This is a genomic window from Nibricoccus aquaticus, from assembly GCF_002310495.1.
In the GTDB taxonomy this organism is placed as follows: Bacteria; Verrucomicrobiota; Verrucomicrobiia; order Opitutales; family Opitutaceae; genus Nibricoccus; species Nibricoccus aquaticus.
On record NZ_CP023344.1, the window covers coordinates 4,705,726 to 4,730,447 of the forward strand.

The 24,722-nt window shown below is 62.7% G+C and carries 18 protein-coding genes; 11 read left to right on the forward strand and 7 right to left on the reverse strand.

Annotation, left to right across the window (positions count from 1 at the left end; all coding sequences use genetic code 11):
* The first annotated feature begins 4 nt into the window (after positions 1-4).
* The 4 genes from rnc (at position 5) to radC (ending at position 6,137) form a co-directional block, all read left to right on the forward strand.
* On the forward strand, positions 5-718 hold the full coding sequence (rnc, locus tag CMV30_RS19080; RefSeq protein ID WP_245844345.1) for a ribonuclease III: 714 nt from the start codon (positions 5-7) through the stop codon (positions 716-718).
* Positions 719-821: 103 nt separating this feature from the next.
* Positions 822-4,223, forward strand: a complete 3,402-nt coding sequence (gene mfd / locus CMV30_RS19085) for a transcription-repair coupling factor (protein ID WP_096057510.1) — start codon at positions 822-824, stop codon at positions 4,221-4,223.
* Entirely contained in the window at positions 4,220-5,251 is a 1,032-nt protein-coding gene (locus CMV30_RS19090; protein ID WP_096057511.1) for a peptidylprolyl isomerase, read from the forward strand. The genes mfd and CMV30_RS19090 overlap by 4 nt, the downstream gene beginning before the upstream one ends.
* 169 nt (positions 5,252-5,420) lie before the next feature.
* On the forward strand, positions 5,421-6,137 hold the full coding sequence (radC, locus tag CMV30_RS19095) for a RadC family protein (RefSeq protein ID WP_096057512.1): 717 nt from the start codon (positions 5,421-5,423) through the stop codon (positions 6,135-6,137).
* Positions 6,138-6,162: 25 nt separating this feature from the next.
* Here radC and CMV30_RS19100 read toward each other — a convergent pair whose 3' ends face one another.
* The 4 genes from CMV30_RS19100 to CMV30_RS19115 all read right to left on the reverse strand — a co-directional run bounded on the left by CMV30_RS19100 (position 6,163) and on the right by CMV30_RS19115 (position 12,183).
* The gene (locus CMV30_RS19100) at positions 6,163-6,909 is read right to left on the reverse strand and encodes a hypothetical protein (protein ID WP_138223400.1); all 747 of its coding nucleotides are present in this window, start codon (positions 6,907-6,909) and stop codon (positions 6,163-6,165) included.
* 140 nt (positions 6,910-7,049) lie between these two features.
* Positions 7,050-7,616: a chemotaxis protein CheB gene (locus tag CMV30_RS19105; protein WP_096057514.1), complete on the reverse strand. Its 567-nt coding sequence runs from the start codon at positions 7,614-7,616 to the stop codon at positions 7,050-7,052.
* Positions 7,613-8,503 carry a CheR family methyltransferase gene (locus CMV30_RS19110; protein ID WP_217494431.1) on the reverse strand — a complete coding sequence of 297 codons (891 nt, stop codon included), beginning with the start codon at positions 8,501-8,503 and terminating at the stop codon, positions 7,613-7,615. Before CMV30_RS19110 ends, CMV30_RS19105 begins: the two co-directional genes overlap by 4 nt.
* Positions 8,500-12,183 (reverse strand): response regulator, encoded by a 3,684-nt coding sequence (locus tag CMV30_RS19115; protein WP_096057515.1) that lies wholly within the window; start codon positions 12,181-12,183, stop codon positions 8,500-8,502. Before CMV30_RS19115 ends, CMV30_RS19110 begins: the two co-directional genes overlap by 4 nt.
* A gap of 175 nt (positions 12,184-12,358) precedes the next feature.
* On the opposite strand from CMV30_RS19115, the gene CMV30_RS19120 reads away from it, so the two are divergent.
* Entirely contained in the window at positions 12,359-14,029 is a 1,671-nt protein-coding gene (locus CMV30_RS19120) for a hybrid sensor histidine kinase/response regulator (protein ID WP_175414976.1), read from the forward strand.
* Positions 14,030-14,072: 43 nt separating this feature from the next.
* Here CMV30_RS19120 and CMV30_RS19125 read toward each other — a convergent pair whose 3' ends face one another.
* Together CMV30_RS19125 and CMV30_RS19130 are read right to left on the reverse strand one after the other, a co-directional pair.
* Entirely contained in the window at positions 14,073-14,912 is an 840-nt protein-coding gene (locus tag CMV30_RS19125; RefSeq protein WP_096057517.1) for an NAD(P)-dependent oxidoreductase, read from the reverse strand.
* A gap of 157 nt (positions 14,913-15,069) precedes the next feature.
* Entirely contained in the window at positions 15,070-15,771 is a 702-nt protein-coding gene (locus CMV30_RS19130) for an MTAP family purine nucleoside phosphorylase (RefSeq protein ID WP_096057518.1), read from the reverse strand.
* Between the two features lie 140 nt (positions 15,772-15,911).
* On the opposite strand from CMV30_RS19130, the gene CMV30_RS19135 reads away from it, so the two are divergent.
* Positions 15,912-16,886 carry an acetylxylan esterase gene (locus CMV30_RS19135; protein WP_096057875.1) on the forward strand — a complete coding sequence of 325 codons (975 nt, stop codon included), beginning with the start codon at positions 15,912-15,914 and terminating at the stop codon, positions 16,884-16,886.
* An 84-nt stretch (positions 16,887-16,970) separates the two neighbouring features.
* On the opposite strand, the gene CMV30_RS19140 is transcribed toward CMV30_RS19135, so the two are convergent.
* On the reverse strand, positions 16,971-17,264 hold the full coding sequence (locus CMV30_RS19140) for a 4a-hydroxytetrahydrobiopterin dehydratase (protein WP_096057519.1): 294 nt from the start codon (positions 17,262-17,264) through the stop codon (positions 16,971-16,973).
* A gap of 87 nt (positions 17,265-17,351) precedes the next feature.
* Here CMV30_RS19140 and CMV30_RS19145 point away from each other — a divergent pair, with 87 nt between their 5' ends.
* From CMV30_RS19145 to ispG, 5 genes are all read left to right on the forward strand, one after another.
* Positions 17,352-18,116, forward strand: a complete 765-nt coding sequence (locus CMV30_RS19145) for an undecaprenyl pyrophosphate synthase (protein WP_096057520.1) — start codon at positions 17,352-17,354, stop codon at positions 18,114-18,116.
* Positions 18,117-18,255: 139 nt separating this feature from the next.
* Positions 18,256-19,074 carry a phosphatidate cytidylyltransferase gene (locus CMV30_RS19150; protein ID WP_096057521.1) on the forward strand — a complete coding sequence of 273 codons (819 nt, stop codon included), beginning with the start codon at positions 18,256-18,258 and terminating at the stop codon, positions 19,072-19,074.
* Between the two features lie 220 nt (positions 19,075-19,294).
* On the forward strand, positions 19,295-20,491 hold the full coding sequence (gene dxr, locus CMV30_RS19155) for a 1-deoxy-D-xylulose-5-phosphate reductoisomerase (protein ID WP_096057522.1): 1,197 nt from the start codon (positions 19,295-19,297) through the stop codon (positions 20,489-20,491).
* A 46-nt stretch (positions 20,492-20,537) separates the two neighbouring features.
* On the forward strand, positions 20,538-22,010 hold the full coding sequence (rseP, locus tag CMV30_RS19160; protein ID WP_096057523.1) for an RIP metalloprotease RseP: 1,473 nt from the start codon (positions 20,538-20,540) through the stop codon (positions 22,008-22,010).
* 105 nt (positions 22,011-22,115) lie between these two features.
* Positions 22,116-24,179 carry a (E)-4-hydroxy-3-methylbut-2-enyl-diphosphate synthase gene (ispG, locus tag CMV30_RS19165; protein WP_096057524.1) on the forward strand — a complete coding sequence of 688 codons (2,064 nt, stop codon included), beginning with the start codon at positions 22,116-22,118 and terminating at the stop codon, positions 24,177-24,179.
* Positions 24,180-24,722 lie beyond the last annotated feature (543 nt).

The window sequence follows — 24,722 nt, forward strand, 5'->3', positions numbered from 1 at the left end:
ACCCGTGCCCGCCTCCGAAAACCAAGCACTCGCAGCCCTCCAACGCCGCCTCGACTACACATTTCGCGACGCCGCTCTCTTGGAATGCGCCGTCACCCACCCCTCCTACTTGCAGGAACACCCCGAGGTCCCCGAGAGCAACCAACGCCTCGAATTCCTCGGCGACGCCGTGCTCCAGTTCGTCCTCACCGAAGCCCTCTTCGACCTCTTTCCAACTGACCGCGAAGGCGCGCTCAGCAAAAGCCGCTCCGCACTCACCAAGGGCAAATTCCTCAGCGACCTCGCCCGCGAGATCGACCTCACCGACTGCCTTCGCGTCGGCTCCAGCGAAGAACAGACTGGCGGCCGCACCCGTGATTCCGCCCTCGAAGACGCTATCGAAGCAGTCATCGGCGCCATCTTCCGCGACAGCGATCTCGTCACCGCCCGCCGCGTCATCTTCCACCTCATCGGCTCCCTCTCCGACCGCCTCGCGTCTCGTCGCCCCGACGAAAACCCCAAAGGCCGCCTCCAGGAACTCGTCCAGGGCGAACACGGCAACAACGCCCTGCGCTACCAGATCATCAAAATTTCCGGCGAAGAACACGCCCGCGAATTCGAGGCCACCGCCTCCCTCAATGGCGAGCTCATCGGCACCGGCCGCGGCACCTCGAAAAAATCCGCCGAAGAAGAAGCCGCCCGCGTAGCCCTCGTCACGCTCCAGGCCGCGAAAAATTAACCCGCCTAGCTCGCGCCCGGGTGGAAACCGTATCCGGTTCTCCGCGATTCCGCACTTCCGCGCCTCCGCGATTTCCGTTTCGCTTCGTCCTCTGTCCTCGTCGATGCCCACCGCCACCACACCGCGCCATAAACTCACCGGCGTCTGCCCGCCCGCCCGCGGCGCCGTCATCGAGGAACTCACGCGCACTCAGCCCGCGCCCGTCTGGCTGGTCATCGCCGACGAACTCAAAACCGCCGAGCAACTCGCCGAGGACATCGCCTTCTTCCACGCCGCCTCCGCGCCCGCGTCATCGAAACGCTCGCTCGACGTCCTCATCTTCCCCGAGTCCATGCCCGATACGCGCGATATGCGCGAAGCCTTCACCGCCTCCTCCGACCGCCTCGCCGCCCTCTCCAAACTCCGCGCCCTCCGCAACACCTCCGGCTCGACCCGCACCACTCAACTCGTCCTCGTCTCCACGCCCGCCGCCCTGCTCCAGTCCGTCCCCGCCCTCGAACAATTCGCCACCAAGGAATTCACCATCACCAAAGGCCAGTCCCAGCCCTTCCAGGCTCTCCTCGAAAAGCTTCGCGAGCTCGACTACGACTCCGAAGCCGTCTGTGAAGCCCCCGGCCATTACGCCATCCGCGGCGGCATCATCGACCTGTATCCAGTAACCGCCACCCAACCTTACCGACTCGATTTCTTCGGCGACGACATCGAAGACATCCGTGCCTTCGATCCCGTCACCCAACGCTCCGGCGAATCCGTCGCCTCCATCACCCTCTCCGCCACCCCGCGCGTCCGCCTCGATCCCTCCAAAACCGGCCTCGCCGATTATCTCTCGCCGCAAACGCATCTCCTCTTCGTCGAACCCGCCCGCCTCGACGAAACCTTCAGCGCCCTCGCCCGCGAAAACATCTCCACCGAAAATACGCCCGCGCTCCCTGCCATCCTCGCCAAATGCGCCGCCGCCTTCGGCCTCAGCGACCTCGACGAAACCTCCGCGCTCTTCGAAACGCCCGATATCGACGTCACCCTCGATACCGACAGCCTCGTCCACCACCGCAGCTACCCCGACGATGCCCTCGTCGCCCAGGACCGCCTTGTCGCCGAAGAAGACGCCCGCGCCGACTTCCTCCGCAAACTCGTCGCCTGGAAAAAAGACGGCTACGCCATCGACTTCGTCGTCTCCAAAGAAGGCGAAGAGCAACGCGTCCGCGAAATTCTCGCCGAAGACACCGCCTTCAAAAATCTCAAGCCCCGCTTCCTCCGCGGCACCCTCAACGAAGGCTTCCGCATCACGCGTCGTGGCGAAAATTCCCGCAGCGGCCAGATCCTCGTCACCGAGACCGAACTCTTCGGCCGCCAGCGCACTCGCCGCGCGGGCGGCACCAAACGCGCCATCGCCACCCGCGCCCAGATCGACCAGCTCCTCGACTTCTCCGAACTCGTCGAAGGCGATTTTGTCGTCCACCTCCAGCACGGCATCGCGCTCTACCGCGGCCTCACCAAAGTCGAAGCCGCCGGCGGTCTCCGCGAAGTCATCTCCCTCGAATTCGATGACCACGTCACGCTCCACGTGCCGCTCCAGGAGTCGCATTTGATTTCCCGTTACGTCGGCCTCAGCAAGACCCGCCCCCAACTCGGCCGCATCGGTTCCAACCGCTGGGAAAAAGCCCGCAAAGCCGCCGAAGTTTCCACCATCGACCTCGCCGCCGAGCTCCTCCGCATCCAGGCCGCCCGCGAGGCCCAGCCCGGTTTCGCTTTCCCGCCCGACAACACCTGGCAGAAAGAATTCGAGGCCTCGTTCCCCTACACCGAAACCCGCGACCAACTCCGCGCCATCGACGAAACCAAGGCCGACCTCGAACGCGCCCGCCCGATGGACCGCCTCATCTGCGGCGACGTCGGCTTCGGCAAAACCGAGGTCGCCATCCGCGCCGCCTTCAAAGCCGTTCAAGGCGGTCGCCAGGTCGCCGTCCTCGTCCCCACCACTGTGCTCGCCCAGCAGCACATGAACACGTTTCGCGAGCGCATGGCCGGCTATCCGATCGCCGTGGAAATGGTTTCCCGTTTTCGCACCCGCGCCGAGCAGGCCAAAATTCTCGCCGCCACCACCGCTGGCCAGGTGGACATTCTCGTCGGCACGCACCGCGTCTTCCAGGCCGATGTGAAATTCAAAGACCTCGGCCTCGTCATCATCGACGAAGAGCAACGCTTCGGCGTGAAACACAAAGAAGCCTTCAAAAAAATGCGCGCCTCCGTGGACGTCCTCTCGATGAGCGCCACTCCGATTCCACGCACGCTCTACATGGCACTCACCGGCGCGCGCGATATGAGCGTCATCGAGACCGCGCCGACCAACCGCCACCCCGTGCAGACCATCGTCAAAACCTACGACGAAAAAGTCGTCGTCGATGCCATCCGCCACGAACGCCGCCGCGGTGGGCAGGTGTTCTATCTACACAACCGCGTCCAGACGATCGACCTCGTTGCCGCCCGCCTACGCGAACTCCTCCCCGATCTCCGCATCGGCGTCGGCCACGGCCAGATGGACGAGAAAGAACTCGAACTCCACATGACCGAGTTCGTCGCCGGCACCTACGACGTGCTCGTCTGCACCACGATCATCGAGAGCGGCCTCGATATCCCCAACTGCAACACGATCATCATCGAAGGCGCTGACCGCTTCGGCCTTTCCCAGCTGTATCAGCTCCGCGGCCGCGTCGGCCGCTTCAAACACCAGGCCTACGCCTATCTCCTCCTTCACCGCCACACGCGTTTGCTGGAGATTGCCCGCGAGCGCCTCAGCGCGCTTCGCACGCACAACCAGCTCGGCGCCGGCTTCCGCATCGCCATGCGCGACCTCGAACTCCGCGGCGCCGGCAACCTCCTCGGCTCCGAACAAAGCGGCCACATCGTCGGCGTCGGCTTCGAACTCTACTGCCAGCTCCTCCGCCAGTCCGTCGCCCGCCTCAAAGGCGAAAAATCCGCCGCCAACATCCGCGCCAACGTGAAGCTCGACTTCGTCTTCATCGGCGAAGGCGCCGGAACCGCCATCGGCACGCCATCATCCGCCTCCTCGAGCTCGTCCTACGCCGCCATCAAAGCCGCCGAAGACGACGCCAGCGGCATCGTCGAAATCCCCAAAATCCAGGCGCGCATCCCTTCCGCCTACATCGCCGAGACCCGCCTCCGCATCGACTTCTACCGCCGCCTCGCCCTCGCCGACAGCCCCGCCCGCTTGAAGGAAATCGACTCCGATCTTCGCGACCGCTTCGGCAAATTCGGCGACGAGGTGAAAGCCCTGCTCCTCATCACCGAGATCCGCATTCTGGCGGAACAAAAAAACATCCTCTCCGTCGAAACAGAGTCCACCCGTTTGAAGTGCCTGCGCAACAGCGGACGCCGCGACGACTTCCTCATGGTCGGCGCCCGGTTTCCAAGGTTGACCGCCCCCAAGCCCCTCCTACGTTTGCGCGAAATTCTCAGTTTTTTAATTAACCAGCCCGCTCCATGACGTTTGCCCGCAGTTTCTCCCCCCGCGCCCTCCTCCCCCTCGCGCTGGCCCTCGCCCCTTTCAACGTTTTCGCCCAGGAACCCGCCCCCACGTCCGCCTCCTCCGATGGCATGGACCTGCGTTTCGCCAACGGCATCGTCGCCGTCGTCGAAGAGAAAGCCATCACCGTCGATGACGTCCGTCGCAAGATTCAGCCCTACCTCGCCCAAATGCAGCGCGAGGCCCGCAACGAAAAGGAGTTCAACGAAAAACTCGAAGCCCTCCAGGACGACATCATCCAGACCGAGATCGATAAGGTTCTGGTAATTAAAGAATTTTATAAGGAAAAAGACGGCGAGCCCAAGCGCACCATCCCCACGAGCTACATCGATAACCAGCTCTCCGAAATCCTCATCACGCAGTACGACAACGACCGCTCTAAATTCCTCGCCGAACTCCGCCGCCAGGGAAAAACCATCCGCGATTTCCGCCGCGACATCGAACAAGACATCGTCGAGGGCTACATGCGCCAGCAGCAGCGCAAGAGCCAGAGCATCATCAGCCCCGTGAAGGTCGAAACCTTCTACAACGAGAACAAAGATAAGTTCTACCAGGAAGACAGCGTCCACCTCCGCCTCATTCAATTCAGCCGCACCGACGGAGCCACCGACGCCGATCTCCGCGCCAAAGCCGATGCCGTCATCGCCCGCGTCAAAGCCGGCGAAAAATTCGAAGACGTCGCCAAAGAAGTCAGTCAGGACACACGCCGCTCCAAAGGCGGCGACTGGGGCTGGCAAAAACGCTCCGACCTCAAACCCGAACTCAGCGAGCCCCTCTTCAAACTGGCCAAAGCCGAAGTCACCGAGCCCATCGTCATGCCCGAAGGCGTCTTCCTCATGTTCGTCGAAGACCGCAAATACGCCGGCACCCAGCCCATCGACGAAGTCCGCGACCAGATTGAGCGCATCCTCGTCCAGCAGATGGCCCGCACCAGCCAGGAACGCTGGCTCGAACGCCTCCGCCGCAACGGCTACGTGAAACACTACTGAGCCGCCTCACGCGCCATCCTCTTTTTCGTGTTTCCAAACGCGGTCCCGAAAACGGACCGCGTTTTTTATTCTAGCGCCATGCCCGCTCACGCGGCATTCATGCGCACACATCCTTGGCGGGATCGACAGGCGGGAGGTCCGCCCCGCGCTCGCGCCAGGCTCCAGCCCCATGTCCGACACCCCCGCCTCCAGCCTCCTCCGCGAGATGGCCGCCTCCGAACGCCCGCAAGAACGCCTCCAGCGCCTCGGCCCCGCCGCCCTCAGCGACACCGAACTTCTCGCCATGCTCCTGCGCAGCGGCACGCGCGGCCACGACGTCCTCAGCGTCTCCACCCATCTCCTCGCCGACGCCGGCTCACTTGCCCAACTCATCACCTGGCGAGAAGCCGATTTTTGCCGTCTCAAAGGCATCGGCCGCGTCAAAGCCCTCCAGCTCCTCACCGTCACCGAGATCGCCCGCCGCATCCTCCTCCAACAATCCGGCGAAGCCCCGCTCCTCGACCGCCCCGAACTCATCGCCGCCTACATGGCCCCGCTCACTCTCGGCCTCGAAATCGAAAAAGTCTGGGTGCTCTGCCTCAACCGCAAAGGCCGCCTCATCAAACGCGTCGAGGTCACCTCCGGCATCGCCACCGCCAGCCTCGCCCATCCGCGCGAAATTTTCCGCGAAGCCATCCGCGAATCCGCCGTCGCCATCGCCTGCGTCCACAATCACCCCAGCGGAGACCCGCAACCCAGCGCCCAGGATATGCGCGTGACTCGCCAGCTCCGCGAAGCCGCCAAGACCGTGGACATCGAGTTCATCGACCACGTCATCATGGGCCGACAGCTCAACGACCCCGCCGGCATCGGCCACTACAGCTTCCGCGCCTGCGGCTTTCTCTGAATTTCTGAATTCAGTTATCGTCCGGCTATTTATCGGTCTTCGCCGCCGCAACCGCCGCGCCAGGTTGCCCGCCCACCGAGCTGGATTTCCCGCCTCCCTGATACCGCGAGACCCGCTTGAACTCACCCCACGTGTACTCCGCGCGATTGCCGAGTTTCGACATCACCACGCGCGCCGTCCCATCAGCCTCACTGGCGGCCTCAGCCGGCGTTTTCTTCTCGGCGTGATCGTCGTCCGCATCGAAACGCAGATCCAGATCGAGATCCGTCACCTTGGCCACTCCGAGCGCGATGCGCAGCGGCTCACTCAACCCAGCGGTGATGCGATCAATCGTCTTCGTGTCCTTCCGGATGGAAATCCCGACACTCAACTTATCCACCGAGATCAATCGCGCCGCCTCAGGTTTCACCGCCACATCATAGCGCACGCTCTCCTTCTCCGTCTCCACCACCTTCGCGTTTTCTAAATCGAAATACTCCTCCAGCGCCTTGTTGGCTTTCTTACGTGGCTTCTTGTTACGGCGATCCTGAATGCGCTCGATCTCCGCCGGTGTCGGGCGCTTGCCATTCACCTCCAGCAACGCCCACCGCTGCTTGTCCGGCAGCGAGGGATCGTACCGCTCCACGCGTTCCTCCTTCAAAGAGCCGTCGTCATTCAGATAACGCGTCCGCTGCACAAACGACAGATCGTCCTTCCCCTCGCTCCAGTTTTTGAACGCCTCTCTGAGCAGCTCCGGACTCGACGCCTTCACCACACTGGCGCCCGAGAGCATAAGCGCGCTTACCACGCAGACACGGATCAACCACCTTGGAGTACGAATGGAGTTCATTCGCCCGATGGACCCGCATTCCCGTCTCAAGCTTCACACCTATTCCCCTGAGACGCGCTACGGGGAATTTCCCGAAGCGCCACTCACGACATCCGCCGCCGTCTCGCCGCCAGCCGGATCAACGCCGTGGCGATTCCCTCCAGCGACTTCACATGCCGCGTCTTGGTCGCATTGAGCGCCGCCGTCGGCATCCAAAGCCCTTCGGCCGTCTTGGGATCTTGCACGATGACGATCCCGCCTCGCTCCTGAATCCGCTTCGCCCCGGCCGCTCCGTCAAATCCTCCACCCGTCAAAACCACCGCGATGGCCGCGCGCCCGCTCCACTCCGCCGCCGACTCAAACAGCGCATCGATCGAGGGCCGCGCAAAATTCACCAGCTCATCCGTGGACAACGAAAAACATCCGTCCTCCAGCATCAGATGATAATCCGGCGGACACAGAAAAACCCGGCCAGCCTCCACCGGAATTTTATCCTCCACATCCACGATTGGCAGCGCGCAATCCCGCTGGATGTAATCGCGCAGCAGTTCATCCCCATCGCGATGCCGATGCAGCACCACCGCGATTGGCAGCGAAAAGTCCTCCGGCAACCGCAGCAAGATTTCCCGCAGCGCCCTGCTTCCACCGAGCGAACCACCGATGACGATCATTTGATTTTACGGAAGACGCGCTCTTTCGCATCGATGGTGTCGTAACAATCCCGGTACGCCGTGAACCGCACCGCCTCACTTCGCCCAAGCCCGAGAAATCCAAACGTGACCAGGCTATCATGAAAAAGTGCGTGGACCCTCTCCTGCAATTCCCGCTGGAAATAGATCATCACATTGCGGCAAAGAATCAGGTGGAACTCGTTGAACGACGCATCCGAGACCAGATTGTGCGTCCCAAAAACCACGTTGTCCCTCAGGTGTCGGCGAAAAATCACCGACTCGGTGTCCGCCGTGAAGTAGTCCGAAAATGGCACTCGTCCGCCCGCGAGTTGATAATTGCGCGAGTATTCCTGCATCGCCGCCAGCGGGAAAACGCCCGCCCGCGCCCGCTCCAGCACGTTCTCGCTCAGATCTGTCGCGTAGATCCGGCAACGCTCGGCGATGCCTTCTTCATGCAGCAAAATGGACAGCGAATAAACCTCCTCGCCCGTCGAGCAACCCGCCACCCACAAGCGGACAAATGGATAGGTCTTCAACACCGGCACCACTTGCTCCCGCAACACGCGGAAAAAACCCGGGTCACGAAACATCGCCGTCGTATGCACCGTCAGCTGGCGGATCAGATAATCCAGCGCCTGCCCGTCGCTCTTCAGCCGCAGGTGAAGTCCGGATACGTTCTCGGTCCCCGTCTCCCTCACCGCGCGGGCCACCCGCCGCCGCAGCGACGAAAAGGCGTACTCGCGAAAATCCAGTCCCGACCGCTGATGCACCGTATCGAGCAGCAGCCGCAGATCGTCGAACTCCTTTTCCTCATCCCCCGGCACGGCGAGCCCGGGCGCTTTTGCTTGCGCCTGATCAGCTGGAAAATCTTTGCCCGGGATTGTCACCGGTACAGCCAGACACGCAGAAGCGAGATAAGTTTTTCGGTATCGACCGGCTTCGTGATGTAGTCCGACGCACCCGCTTCGATGCACCGTTCGCGATCACCCTTCATCGCCTTGGCCGTGACGGAGATGATCGGCAGCCGCGCGAAACGGCTGTCCGCGCGCAACCGCCGGATCGCTTCGTAACCGTCCATCTCCGGCATCATCACATCCATCAACACCACGTCGCACACCGGATCGGCCTGCAACTGATCGATCGCCGCTTTGCCGCTCTCGGCAAACGTCACAATCATCCCGTAAGCCTCCAGCCGCGCCGTCAGCGCGAAAATATTCCGCACATCGTCGTCCACCACCAGCACACGACGCCCCGTGAGCAACGCGTCCTGCTTGCGCACTTGCTCCAGCATCCGGCGCTTCGATTCCGGCAGCCGCGACTGCACGCGATGCAGGAAAAGCGCCGTCTCATCGAGCAGCCGCTCCGGCGAGCGCGCATCCTTCACGATGATAGATTCCGACAGCGACCTCAGCTCCGTCTCTTCCGCGGGCGATAGGTCCTTGCCCGTGTACACGATGACCGGCGGCGCCTGCAGCCCGAGCCGCGTGTTGATCTCCCGGATCAGCTGCACACCTGGCTTATCGGGCAGCATCAAATCCATGACGATGCAGTCGAACTTCTCCTTCGCGAGCGCCTCGAGCGCCTCGGCCGCGCTGCCGACTGTCGTCGTATGCACATCGCCGTTACCGATCAACTCCCGGATCGTGTCGCGCTGCACCATGTCATCCTCGACCACGAGCAGGCTCTTTACCGGACGTTCGATGAAATCCACCGTCTGCTGAAGGATCTCCGTGATCGCCTCCTTGCTCACCGGCTTTTGCAGATAAGAAACCGCCCCCAGCCGCAACCCGCGCCCACGCGCCGGCTCGACCGAGATCACGTGTACCGGGATATGCCGCGTGCGTTCGTCATGCTTCAAACGGTCCAGCACCAGCCAGCCATCTTCGTCGATGAGTCGCAGATCGAGCGTGATCGCGACCGGCTGGAAACGCTGCGCCATCGCCATCCCGTGCCGCGCACTCCGGGCCACGAGCGCCTTGAACCGCTTCTCGCGCGCAAAATCCACCAGGATGGCCGAGAACCGCGTATCGTCTTCGATGATCAGAATCACGCGATCCTCCGGCACGATGTTATCGCGATCATCGTCCACGCCCGGCTCATCCCAGCCGGCCGGCATGTCCGCCAATTCCAAAGACTGCGCGAGTGCTGCGGGCGCTTCACTGACAGGCAACTCACTGCGGGCAGGAACGGCCATCCGGCTATCCACCGCCGAGCTCCGCGCCAGCTCCGCGTCGATGCGCGCGGGCAGAAACAAAGTAAACGTGCTGCCCTTGCCCTCCTCGCTCTCCAGCTGCAACACACCGCCAAGCATCAGCGCGATTTCCCGGCTGATCGACAGTCCGAGACCTGTGCCGCCAAACCTCCGCGACGTCCCCGCATCCGCCTGCTGAAACGACTCGAACACGATCTGCTGCTTGTCCTTCGCGATGCCGATACCCGTGTCGCTCACCGCAATCGCCACCACCGCCGCCGCGCCCTCCAGCGACGCCGACTTCCGCCGCCAGCCTTGCGTGACCGGGCGGATCTCCACGCTCACCGAACCGCGCTCCGTAAACTTAAACGCGTTCGAAAGCAGATTCTTCAAAACCTGATGCAGACGGCGCACGTCCGTGTGGACCGCTGCCGGCAATCCCTCCGCCACACTCACCGTGAAGCCCAGCTGCTTGGTCTCCGCGACATGCCGGAATTGCTGCTCCATCGAGCGCTGCAAATCCACCGGCGAAACATCATCCAGCTGCAACTCGACCGTGCCCGACTCGATCTTCGCCAGATCGAGGATCTGGTTGATCATCTCCAGCAGATCCGCGCCCGACGACTCGATCGTCTGCGCAAACTGCACCTGCTTCGCTGTCAGATTCGTTTCACGATTCTCCGCAAGCAGACGCGCCAGGATGAGCAGACTGTTCAACGGCGTGCGCAGCTCGTGCGACATCGTCGCGAGGAAGTCCGATTTGTACTTCGAGGTCGTCGCCAGCTGCCGCGCCTGCTCCTGCAGCTCTAATCGCGCCTTCTCGATGGCGCGGTTGGAGTGCTCCAGATCCCGCTTCTGAGTCGCGAGCAGATTGGATTTTTCCTCCATCTCTTCGTTCGACTGCTGCAACTCCTCATTCGATTGCTCCAACTCCTCATTGGTCTGCGTGAGTTCCACCTGTTGCTCCTGCAGCAACAGCTCCGATTTCCGCAAACGGTCCGCCTGCGCTTCCAGCTCGGTGTTCTTGTCCGCCAGCACATGTTTCTGCGCCTCCAGCTGCACCGCCAGCTCCTGCGAACGGCGAAGCAGTTCCTCTGTCCTCAGCATGGACTCGACCGCCTGCAGCACGACGCCGAGGTTCGCGGCAAGCTGACGCACAAACTCCAGCTGCAAAGGCGTGAACGCCTTGAACGACGCCAGCTCCAGCACCGCCTTCACCTGTCCCTCGAACACCACCGGCTCCACCAGCACCACCGCCGGCTTCGAGCCGCCCAGGGCCGAGCCGATCCGCAGATAGTCCGGCGGTGTGCCCGTGATCAGGATACGCCGCCCCTCCTGATGGCACTGGCCGACCAGGCCCTGCCCGCTCTTGAATTCCAGCGGCGGGTTATCTGTCGCGAAACCAGCCGCCAGCCGCAGCGATTCCACGCCGCCCTCCCCGGCCACGCGATACAGTGCCGCTTGCGGCACATCCAGCTGCACGGCGATTTCGTTGAGCACCAGACGTGCGATTTCCAGCGGATCGCGCTGCTTCTGAAAAAGCATGGCCAGCTTCGCGAGCCCCGTCTTCAGCCAGTCCTGCCCGGCCAGCGCCGCCTGCCGCTGCTCCACCTGCGCGGCCATCGCGTTAAACACATGCGCCACATGCCCGACCTCATCCGCATTAGGAATAGAGACGCGATGAGCGTAGTCTCCATCGCCGATCCGCACCGCGCTCACCCGCAATTTTTCCAGCGGCCGCGTGATGCTGCCGTTCAAAATCATCCCGCCCAAAGCGACCACGACCAGCGCCAGCGCCGATCCATACACCACGAAATTACGGGTGAACTTCCCCGCCGCCGCCGCCGCTTCCTGCCGCTGCAGGAGAAGGCTCGTCTCCTCGCGCTCCATCTCGCCGGACAGCGCCCATATCTTTTCAGACGAGTCCTGCCCGCGCCGCACCAGATCGGCCATTTGCGCGACCGTAGCCCCACCTTGATCGCGCGCTGTGATCAAACCGAAAGAAAGCTGCGCGCGCAACGCCACCGCTGCCTGCAGCTGATCGAGACGCGCCACCTGCAACGGATTATCCGCCGTCAACCTGCGCAAAGTACCGACCGACTCCGCCGTGGAATGCCGATAAGATTCAAAGTCCGCCTTGAGCTCCTCCTCCCCGGAGATCGCGTATCCTCTTCCTACCGACTCCAGACGTGAGACGCCCGTGGTAAACGACCGCAGCTCCCCGATCACTTCAACCGTGTGTGTGACCAGCCGCGCCTCCCGCTGCATCTCCTCAAGATTCTTCAGACTGAAAAAACCGATGATGATCAGCGCCGCGAGGGGGACGCTAAAACCAAGAGCGATGCGATGACCGATGAGTAGTCGTTTTGAAAGCACGCCAACTTGTTGGTGAACCTTCCGAACCTAATCAATGCAAGGATGATGGACGGGCAATTTGCACGGGAAAAACCCGGAGATTAACCTTTTCGCCAGCCACGCAGTTCCCCTTTCTCACACTTTATCTTTCTCATCACCGCATCCTGTGCGGTCAGCCATCTCATCCAATCAATTCGTGAATCAGCGCACCAACATCCTGCTCGTCGATGACGAGCCTCGAAACCTGGATGTCCTCGAAGGCGTGCTGGAATCCGATGAGTACCGCCTCGTGCGGGCCGCCAACGCGCAGGAGACTTTGCTCGCGCTTTTGAACGAAGAGTTCGCCGTCATCGTCCTCGACATCCAGATGCCCGGCATGAGCGGGATCGAGCTCGCGCACCTCATCAAGCAACGGGAAAAAACCCAGCACATCCCCATCATCTTCCTCACCGCCTTCTATCAAGACGAGCAGCGCATGATCGAGGGCTACAACGTCGGCGCGGTGGATTATCTCACCAAACCCGCCAACCCAAAAGTCCTTCGCTCCAAAGTCGCTGTATTCGTCGATCTGTTTCGCAAGACCACCGCGCTTCAAAAAACCAACGACGCCCTCGGCCTCGAAATCCTCCAGCGCCAGAAAGCCGAATACGCGCTGCGCGAGACCAACGACGCCTTGGAAGCCCGCGTCGAAGTCCGCACCGCCGCCCTCCGCCAGGCACGCGACGAAGCCGAGCGCGCCGGCCGCGCCAAAGACGATTTTCTCGCCGCGCTCTCTCACGAACTGCGCACTCCTCTCAGCCCCGTGCTCCTCATCGCCAGCGAAGCCGCCGGCAACACCGCCTTTCCCGATGAGGCCCGCATCCTCTTCGGCACCATCCGCAAAAACGTCGAGCTGGAGGCCCGCCTCATCGACGACCTCCTCGATCTCACCCGCATCATGCGCGGCAAACTCGCGCTCACTCTCAAACCCCGCGACGTCCACACACTGCTCGAAGACGCCATCGCCACCGTCCGTCCGGACATCGAACAAAAAAAGCTCTCCCTCAAACTCGATCTCGCCACCCTCCGTCGTCACGTCGCGGCCGACGATGTTCGCCTGCAGCAGGTCTTCTGGAACATCCTCAAGAACGCAGTGAAGTTCACCCCCGAAGCCGGCACGATCACCGTCGTCACACGCTACACCGCGAAGGACGACGCCATCACCGTCGCCATCACCGACACCGGCATCGGCCTCTCTGCCGATGAAATCAGCCGAGTGTTCGATGCGTTTTCCCAGGGCGATCACGCCATCGGCGGTCGCTCCCACCGCTTCGGTGGCCTCGGCCTCGGCCTCACCATCTCACGCAGTCTCGTCGAACATCACGACGGCACCCTCAGCATCAGCAGCCCCGGCCGCGACCAGGGAGCCACCTTCACCGTCGAACTTCCGCTGCTCTCAACCACCGCAGACTCCGGTAACGGCTCCGCCCATACATCCACCGGCACCACGCCTCCGCTGATAAGTTCGCCCCGCAATCGCCGCGTCCTGCTCGTCGAAGACCACGAGCCCACTCGCAAAACCCTCGAAGCCCTGCTCCGCCGGCGACACTTCGAAGTCTCCGCATCCGGCAGCCTCGCCGAAGCCCGCGCCCTCGCCGCCACCCGCGGCTTCGACCTGCTCATCTCCGACATCGGCCTCCCCGACGGCACCGGCTTCGACCTCATGCGCGAGATGAAAGAGCGCTACGACATCCGCGGCATCGCTCTCAGCGGATACGGCATGGAGGAGGACATCGCCCAAAGCCAGTCCGCCGGCTTCCTCGTCCACCTCGTTAAACCCATCCAGATCCAGTCCTTGGACAAAGCCCTCGCCGACTTGCAGCAGTAGTGGGAACCCGCCTTCACGTCCGCGCCACAAACGCGCGCCTCAGTCAGCGTTCCTGCGGCCCCAGCAGCCGGATCAACGCCGAGAAATCCTCATCCGCATAGCCCGCCTGCGCCGTCGCGTGCAGACACCCGCGGATCGTATCGAGCATCGGCATCTCCTCGCAACCCGTCGTCCGCGACGCCAGCCGCATATCCTTGAGCATATGCTTCACCGAAAACTGCGGCGAAAAATCCTCCGCCCGCAGCTTCGGCTCCTTCAGCGCCACCAGCCCTGAGTTGCTCACGTTCTTCTTGATGACCGTGAAAAATGTCTCGTCGCTCACGCCCGCCCGCCGCGCAAACGTCAGCGCCTCGCCCAGCCCCTGCATCTGCACCGCGATGTTCAGATTCATCGCCAGCTTGATCGCCGTCGCCTGCCGGTGCGTCCCGATGTGAAACCGCGTTTCGGATACGAGCGCCAGCAACGGCTCCAGCTCCGCCACCAGCGCCGCGTCTCCACCGAGGAAGAAAATCGTCTTCTTCTGCTCCGCCGCCGGCTTGCTCCCGGTAAACGGCGCCTCGAGATAACGCGCCCCCTTCGCCGTCACCTGCTTCAAAAACCCATCGCTGCTCTCCCCGTCGATCGTGCTCGATTGCACCACGATCTTCCCCGGCCCGAGCGCGGGCAGGATCGCATCGAGCACCGACTGCACCGCCGGTGGATCAGCGACAACGATCTGCACCACATCCGCCGCCGACGCCACCTCGCGCGCCTCGCGTTTCCACTTCGGAAACTCCGGCTGCGCCGTCCGATTCCAAACACCGGCAAGCACCCCCGCCGCCTCATAATTCTTCGCCCAAACTCCGCCAATAATCCCCAGCCCAATAACTCCGATGGTTTTCATAAAATAAGAAGAATCTAATCTGGAACTCATGAACTCAGGAAACGCCAACCCGAAGCGCTGTTAAATCCAGACACCCAGAGACCCCCAAAAACTCTCCGCAACTCTTCCGCCTGCCTTTTCCAGCCTTCCAGAGTTCCAGATTAAAATCTCCGCCCCCTCACTCCGAAAAAATCTCCAGCAACCGCATAAACAACCGGTTCACCGTCGCCTGATTATTTTTCACCAGCTCGTGAAATTTCGCGAAGTCCACGTCCCCGCCCATCAGCCCGTTCGCGTAATTATCCACCATCGCGAGCGAGTTATACCGCAGCCCGATCTCCCGGCATAAATCCGCTTCATGCGCCGCCGTCATCCCCACGACATCGCCCCAGTCTTTGATGATCTGCACTTCCCGCTTCGTCTCAAATCTCGGCCCGCGCATCTGCACATAAACTTTGCCCGTCTGAATCGAAAACTCTGGCACCAGCTTCCCCACTAACATCGGGATCAAATTGTTATCTATCCCCGGAGCGCCGCCCTTCAGCTCGTCGTCGAAAAACGTCTGCGGCCCCTGCTGAAGCCCCACATAGTCCGCGCACGAAACGAGCGTCCCCGGCGGCAGCTCCGCCTTCAACGATCCCACCGAGTTGACCGACACCACATCGATAAACCCCAGATCCGCCAGCGCCCGGATATTCGCCCGGTAGTTGATCGCATGAGGCGGCTTCGGCACCCCGTAACCATGACGGTTGATGAGCACATGCTCGCCGCGCGTCTTCACCTGCACCGCCCCATAAACCGTCTCCACCGTCTTCGTTTCCCACGAAGAAAAAAGCTCCGACTTCACAATGCTCGTGCCGCTGACAAACGCGATTTTCATGCCCGCAGCGTTCAGCCGAAAACATGCCCGCCGCCAGCTCTTTCAACTTCACCCGCACCTCGCCTCCATTTTCCTCTTTTCATTCGCGTCCATTCGCGTCCATTGCGGTTAAAACTCTCCACGTCTTTCCTCCTGCTTCCATGCCTCTCATCGACAAGCCCCTCGCCGAACTCAAAAAATACCGCGGCCTCAACCCGCGCCCCACCAACTTCGACGCCTACTGGCGTGAGTCCCTCGCCGAGCTCGATGCCCTCGATCCGCAGATCACGCTCATCCCCAACAAAACCATCAAGCCCGCCCACGCTGAGTGCTTCGACCTCTGGTTCACCGGCGTCGGCGGCGCCCGCATCCACGCCAAATACCTCCGTCCCAAATCCGCCGCCAACGCCTCCGAGACTCACCCCGCCCTCCTCCAATTCCACGGCTACTCCGGCAACAGCGGCGACTGGGCCGACAAACTCAACTTCGTCCACGAGGGCTTCTGCGTCGCCGCCCTAGATGTCCGCGGCCAGGGCGGCCAGTCCGAGGACGTTGGCGGCGTTAAAGGCAACACCCTCCAGGGCCAGATCATCCGCGGCCTCGACGACCCCGACGCGAAGAAACTTCTCTTCCGTGCCATCTTTCTCGATACCGCACTCCTCGCCCGCGTCGTCATGAGCCTCCCCGAGATCGACGCCACCCGCGTCGGCGCCATGGGCGCCTCCCAAGGCGGTGCCCTCACCCTCGCCTGCGCCGCCCTCGAACCCCGCATCAAACGCGCCGCCTCGATCTTCCCCTTCCTCTGCGACTACCAGCGCGTCTGGGAAATGGACCAGGCCAAGGACGCCTACCAAGAGCTCCGAAACTACTTCCGTTCCTTCGATCCACGGCACGAAAACGAAAAGAACGTCTTCGAAAAACTCGGCTACATCGACTGCCAGCACCTCGCCCCCCGCATCAAAGCCGAGGTTCTCATGCTCACCGGCCTGATGGACACCATCTGCCCGCCATCGACGCAGTTCGCCGCCTACAACAAAATCAAATCGAAGAAGCGCATGATCGTGTATCCGGACTTCGGCCACGAGGGCCTCCCCGGCTCCGGCGACGCCCTCTTTGAATTCTTCCGCGACTTGTGAGGTAGGGGCCGCACGCCGTGCGCGCCCGGTGAAGTAGGCGGGGTGCGCTCACCCCGCTTCGCCAATCTCGATACGTTTCGGAGCTCATTTCACCCCGCCGATCCGCTCCATCCGCTTCGCCAGCGCCACATCCTTCGCCGTCACCTTCCCGCCCGCGTCGTGCGTGCTCAGCCGCACGACCACCCGGTTGTACACATTCGTCCACTCCGGATGATGGTTCAGCGCTTCCGCCTCGAACGCCACCCGCGTCATAAACCCGAACGCCTCGCGAAACGACCCAAACACGTACGTCTTCGCCAGCGCATCGCCATCCCTCGCCCATCCCTGCAATTCGCCCAACGCATCCTGGATTTCCTTCGCCGTCAGTGGAGTGCTCATCCCGCCACCCAAACCTCCCGGCGCCCCGCGTCAAATCGCCCTCGCTTTCCGTCCGCCCGACTTCCTAAATCCCGCCCACTTTTCGCAATGTCTTCCGCCCGTCCCGCGCCCTCCTCACCGACCACGATCCCGCAACACGTCGCGATCATCATGGACGGCAACGGCCGCTGGGCCAAACAACGCGGCCTCCCCCGCATCGAGGGACACCGCCGCGGCGTCGAAACCGTCCGCACCATCATCGACGCCACCCGCGAACTCGGCATCCGCTATCTCACCCTCTACGCATTCTCCGTCGAAAACTGGAAACGCCCTCAGGACGAAGTCGGCGCATTGATGAGCCTCCTCGAGTATTTCCTGAAACGCGAAACCAAGACCCTCGTCAAAAATCGCGTCCGCCTGCTCACCATCGGCCGCACGCAGGACTTGCCCGAAGTCGTCCGCAAACAACTCGACGCTGCCATCGCCGCCACCGCCGCCTTCACGGAGCACACCCTCGTCCTCGCGCTCAACTACGGCTCCCGCACCGAAGTCATCGACGCCGCCCGCGCCTACGCCGCCGCCGTCGCCGCCGGAAAGGAAAAACTCAACGACAACTCCTGGGAAACCTTCAGCCGCTACCTCTACACCGGCGTGCACATCCCCGATCCCGATCTCGTCATCCGCACGTCCGGCGAAACTCGCGTCAGCAATTTTCTGCTCCTCCAAAGCGCCTACGCCGAATTCGTTTTCACCCCTGTACTCTGGCCCGACTTCACCAAAGCCGAACTCGCCTCCGCCGTGGATGTCTTTTCGAAACGCGAACGCCGCTTCGGCCAGACCAGCGAACAACTCAGCCCCGCAAAGCGGGCCTGAAAATCGCAAACGCCAAACCTCCAAACCCCAACAACCATCACTCCTCCCGCTCAACTTGCCGACCCTTGGAACTGGGTACTTGGCCCTTGGAACTTCTTTGGAATTTGGCCCTTTGGCGTTTGAGATTTAACTAACCATCATGGGAAAACGCATCTTCAGCACCATCACGCTCTGGGCCCTCGTCTTCGCCTGCCTTTATTTCTTCGGCGCCACCGGCGGCATCTGGCTCATCACCTTGATCGCTGCGTTTACCCTCCGGGAATTCTACGCCCTCGTCCGCAAGATGGGCCACCACCCCTTCGACTACGGCATCATCTTCGGCGCGATGATCACCCTCGCCCCACTTTACCTCGAACCGCTCGGCATCGGCGCGTTGGAAATCGCCGCGCTCACCGTCGTCGCGTTTGCCGTCCGCATCCTCCACGACCGCCCCGCCGAAATCCGCGTCGAGTCCCTCGCCTGGTCCGTCTTCGGCGTGATCTACATTCCCTTTCTGCTGCACTTCCTCGTGCGCATCATCCTCATCGCCGGACCGCACGCCGCCACCGGCCTCGCCCTCTGCCTCTGGCTCATCGCCGTATCCAAGTTCTGCGACGTCGGCGCGCTCCTCTCCGGCATGGCCTTCGGCAAACACAAGATGGCCCCCGTCATCAGCCCCAAGAAAACCTGGGAAGGCGCCATCGGTGGCGTCCTCATCTCCGCCGGACTAGGCGCGGGCATCGCCCACTTCGCCGCGCAGTATTATCCAGCCACCTTCACGCCGCTCATCGCCGCACTCGCCGCCGTCCCTATCGCCATTCTCGCCATCGTCTCCGACCTCGTCGAATCCACCATCAAACGCCGCGCCAGCTCCAAAGACTCCGGCAACACCATCCCCGGCATCGGCGGCGTCTTCGACCTCTCCGACAGCCTCATCCTCACCGCCCCCGTCGGCTACATCGTCTTCCACCTCCTCTAAGGGTGCAGCCCGCACACCGAGCGCGCTTTCGAACTCTTCGGGACAACCCTTTCTCACGCAAAGCCGCCAAGGCGCAAAGAAAGAGTCCACTCACCTCCGTCCCTTTGCGCCTTGGCGGCTTTGCGTGAGCCTACCGTCTTCGGATCGCCGATGCCCGGCGCGTTTTCAGGCATTGCGCGCACACTTTTCCTCTGGGAGAAACCGCCCTCTTTCCTCATCGATGCCCGTTCCCGCTTCTCCTCGCACCCGCGTCGTCCTCCTCGGCGCCACCGGCTCCATCGGCGAAAACACGCTTCGCGTCATCGCCGCCCACCCCGACAAACTCGAACTCGTCGCCATCGCCGCCCGCTCCAACTGGCAAAAACTCGCCGCCATCGCCGCCGAGTTCCGCGTCCCCCACGTCGGCCTCTTCGACAACGACGCCTATCTCTCCGCGAAATCCTCCGGCGCCTTCGCCCCCGGCACCAAACTCGTTGGCGGCCTCTCCGGCCTGACCGAACTCTCCCGTCTCCCCGAAGCGGATACCGTCCTCGTCGCCGTCGTCGGCACCACCGGCCTCCAGCCCGCCCTCGCCGCCATCGAAGCCGGCAAAACACTCGCCCTCGCCTCCAAGGAAATCCTCGTCCTCGCCGGCAAGTTCGTCATGGCCGCCGCCAAAAAACGCGGCGTCAAACTCTTCCCCGTGGACAGCGAACACAATGCCGTCTTCCAATGCGTCGAAGGCCATCCGGCCGCCGGTGTTTCCCGCATCATTCTGACCGCTTCCGGCGGCGCCTTCCGCGACTGGCCCGCCGAAAAACTTTCTCACGTTACGCCCGCCGACGCGTTGAAACATCCCAACTGGTCGATGGGCCCCAAGATCACCGTCGACTCCGCCACCCTCGCCAACAAAGGCCTCGAACTCATCGAAGCCCAGCAACTCTTCGGCCTCCGCGCCGACCAGTGCGACGCCGTCATCCACCCGCAAAGCATCGTCCACTGCCTCGTCGAATTCGCCGACGGCGCCATGCTCGCCCAGCTCTGCCCGCCCTCGATGACGTTTCCCATCCAGCACGCGCTGCTGCACCCGCACCGCGCTCCCGGCGTGGACCGCCCGCTCGATCTCAAAAAACTCTTCTCCCTCGAATTCCGCCCGATCGACGAAACCCGTTTCCCGATGCTCGCCCTCGCGAAGCAGACCATGCGCGCCGGCGGCATCGCCCCCGCCATCTACAACGCCGCCAACGAAGTCGCCGTTGCCGCCTTCCTCGAAGAGAAAATCCCGTTCCTTGCGATTCCCCGCATCGTGGAGGAAACTCTGTCGAAAATGCCCAACACCGATCCCGCCGACCTCGACACCGTCCTCGCCCTCGACGCCACCGCCCGCCGCACCGCCACCGACCTCCTAGGTGGAGCGCGCACTCCGAGCGCGCTTTGAAGCGTCATAAATCTTTCAGCGCCTAATTCACCTTCCGCCCGCCTTCATGGATTTCCAATCCCTCTTCTCCAACGCCTGGTCGCTCGTGCTCGTCGTCATCTTCTTCGGCGGCTCGATCTTCGTCCACGAACTCGGCCACTTCCTCGCCGCACGCCGCCGCGGCCTGAAAGTCGAACGCTTCTCCATCGGCTTCGGCCCGCCCATCTATTCCTGGACGGGTAAAGACGGCGTCGAATACCGCCTCTCCTGGATTCCCCTCGGCGGCTACGTCGCCCTCCCTCAGCTCGCCGACCTCCGCCAGCTCGAAGGCACCTCTGAAGTCTCCGAAGCAGAAAAAGCCTCCATCCCCTATTCCGCCAAAGTCGAAGTCCTCGTCGCCGGCGCTGTATTCAACATTCTATTCGCCCTCATCCTCGCCTGCATCATCTGGGTCACCGGCTATCCCGTCACCAAAAGCGATCTCTCCACCCGCGTCGGCTACGTCGCCACCACCGTCAACCTCGACGGCAAAGACGTCCCCTCGCCCGCCGCCGTCGCCGGACTCAAAGCCGGCGACCTCATTCTCCAGATCGACGACCACCGCACCGAACGCTGGCGCGATGTCCCCCAATCCGTCGTCCTCGGCAGCGGCCGCGATGCCGCAGGAAATCCCGAAGCCACCCTCATCGTCCAGCGCGACGGCCAGGAACTCACCCTCGTCACCCACCCGCTGCTGATCGGCGACGTGGATAAAATGCGCACCCTCGGCATCGCCCCCGCCGACGACCTTTCCATCACCGATGTCTTGCCCGCATCCCCCGCCGCCGCAGCCGGCCTTCAACCCGGCGACACCGTGACGAGCTTCAACGGTATTCCCGTTTACAGCATCGGCCACATTCACGAACTCGTGCAGGCCAACCGCGACCAACCCATCACGCTCGGCGTGAAACGCGGCGCCACCACCACCACGATCCAAGTCACCCCGCGCCTCGAAACCATCAAAGCCGGCGAAGGTGAAAACGCCCAGGAACAATCCCTCTGGCGCATGGGCATCCGCTGGGCCGATCAACGCGTCCTCATCAAAGACGCCCCCTTCCGCATGATCGGCGAACACTTCGTCCAGATGTGGCGCACCGTCGGAGCCCTCACCAACCGCCACTCCGATGTCGGCATCTCGAAAATGAACGGCCCCGTCGGCATCGGCCGCGGTTTCCACCAAATGGCCCAGATCGATTGGCGCCTCCTGCTCTGGTTCACGATCCTCGTGAACGTGAACCTCGCCCTCATGAACCTCCTGCCGATCCCCGTCCTCGACGGCGGCCACATCCTCTTCGCCACCATCGCCCGCCTCCGCGGCCGCGCGCTCCCGGCCGAGTTCATGGCCAAGATGACCACCGCATTCTTCCTCGTTCTGATCAGCATGATTCTCTACGTGACGACCTTCGACGTCCGCCGCTGGATCAGCGACTCCCGCGACCCAGAACCTCCTGCAAAACCGGCACCCACCGCCCCAGCCGAGCCCGCACCCGCAAAACCATAATCGCCGCCTCACGCCAGCCTCCGCCACTGGTCATTGGTCACTGTTCATTGGTCACTGTTCATTGGTCATTCTCCTTCCGCATCGACCGTCCCTCCCGGCCCTCAAATGTCCTACTGCACCTCCCGCTTCCACACCATCCGCCGCGCCGCGCATGAAGTCATGATCGGCGGCGTCGGCGTCGGCGGCACGCATCCCGTACGCGTGCAATCGATGACCACGAGCGACACGCAAGACATCGCCGCCACCGTTAAACAGTCGATCGCCCTCGCCGAAGTCGGTTGCGAAATCATCCGCATCACCGCGCCCAACGTTCTCGCCGCGCAGTGCCTTAAACCCATCCGCGAACAATTTACCGCCGCCGGTTTCGGCCACATCCCGCTCGTCGCCGACATCCACTTTCTCCCCAACGCCGCGATGGAAGCCGTCGAGCACGTGGAAAAAGTCCGCGTGAATCCCGGCAATTACGCCGACAAAAAGAAATTCGCCGTCCGTGAGTACTCGGATTCCGACTACGACGTCGAACTCCAGCGCCTCCACGACTCGTTCACACCGCTCGTTAAACGCGCCAAAACCCTCGGCCGCGCCCTCCGCATCGGCACCAACCACGGCTCGCTCAGCGACCGCATCATGAACCGCTACGGCGACACCCCGCTCGGCATGGTGGAGAGCGCCCTCGAATTTCTCCGCATCGCCGAGTCGCACTCGTACAAGCAGATCGTGCTTTCGATGAAATCCTCAAATCCGAAAGTGATGATCGAGGCCTACCGCCTGCTCGTGCAACGCATGGCGCAGGAAAACATGCATTACCCGCTGCACCTCGGCGTCACCGAAGCCGGCGACGGCGAAGACGGCCGCATCAAGAGCGCCATCGGCATCGGCAGCCTCCTCCTCGACGGCCTGGGCGATACCATCCGCGTATCCCTCACCGAAGACAGCGTCTACGAAATTCCCGTCGCCCAAGCCCTCGCCACCAAAGCGATGAGCCTCTGGCAACCCACATCGCCTGCCATCCCTGCGCCGACCTCCGATACCCAGCGCGACTCAATCGATCCCTTCCACTTCACCCGCCGCACCACCGCTTCACTCGCCCTTAGCCCAAACTGCCTCGTCGGCCTCGAACAACCACCCCGCGTCATCGTCCGCTCTCCGTCAGTGGCCGCCCTCGGCGAAACTATCGCGCAGCTCTCCTCGCCCCGCCTCATCGACACGCCCGCCGAGGGCATTCTGGTCGAGATCGCATCCCCCACCGAACTCGCTGCAGCTGCTCCTGCGATCAACGCCAGCTCCGCGACCCCCGCGTTCTTCGTCCTCGCGCTTGCGCCCGACATCGCTCCCGCCGATCTCGAAAAACACCTGCCCGCATCGCCCGCGCGAGGTCTCGTCCTCCTCCGCAAATTCTCCGCCGCCGATTCCGTCGCGCTCAAAACCTGGGCCGACTTCGCCCGCGCCCGCTCCGCCTTCCTCGCCTGCGAAATCGATCCCGCCGACATCACAGCTCTCGGCGACACGCTCCAGCCCCTCGGTGACGACCGCCTCCTCTTCACTCTCAGCTCAATCCCTGCCACTGCCGAAACCTCCGCCTCCGGTCACGCCGTGGGCTCCTACCGCCAGCTCGCCGAAGCCCTCCGCCGTCTCGGCTCGCGATCCCCGATCTGGATACGCAACACCACCGCCACCGCCATCTGCGGCGACAACACTTTCCTCAGCCGTCTCCTCGAATCGGCCATCCTCACTGGTTCGCTCCTCTGCGACGGACTCGGCGACCTCGTCAGCATCGAGACTGAGCCCGATGCCACCCGCGCCACCAAGCTCGCCTACAACGTCCTCCAAGGTGCCGGCGCCCGCATCTCCAAGACCGAGTTCGTCTCCTGCCCCAGCTGCGGCCGCACACTCTTCGATCTCCAGACTACCACGCAGCGCATCCGCTCGCTCACCGGTCACCTCAAAGGCGTGAAGCTCGCCATCATGGGCTGCATCGTAAACGGCCCCGGCGAAATGGCTGACGCCGACTTCGGCTACGTCGGCGGCGCCCCCGGCAAAATCAATCTCTACGTCGGCAAAACCTGCGTGAAGTACAACATCCCCCAAGCCGAGGCCGACCAGCGCCTCATCGACCTCATCAAAGAGCACGGCAAGTGGGCCGATCCCTCCCCTGCCCACTCCGCCTGATTCCAGCATCCGCGCACACATCCGCCCGACTCGCCCGCCCGCTCTCGCGGAAAAATTCCCGCTGAGACCCGTTTTCAAGCTTGTCACCCGCCACCTCTTTGCCACCCGCCCGTCACCGATTCGTGACACGTGTAAGTTGCCCGGCCCTACACTCAGAGGGGAAAAGCCAGCCCCGGCACGGCCACATTTCTGGCAACAAAAAAATCGGGAAAGTTATGAGCAAATCCCCTGTGAATAACTTGTCGGAAAGTTGCTCTTGAAACCCGATTTTCGATTCACGTTACTCCGCACCCTTCCTCATCCGCGCTTCGGCCGGGTGGCTCTTTCACACATCTCCGACGTCAGTCCGCCCGCGCTCCCGACGAGCTCAGCCCCATACAGCTAGGCATCAACACCTTAAAAACCGCTCACCCCACCCCGCCATGATGCCCCCGCTCTCCCACTTTTTCGTCGCAGTTCGCAGGCAACGAATCGCCGCCAGATGTGTCCGTCAGGCCCCCCTCAGTCGCGCTTTGTGAATAAACCGCCACGCCTCCTCCGGAC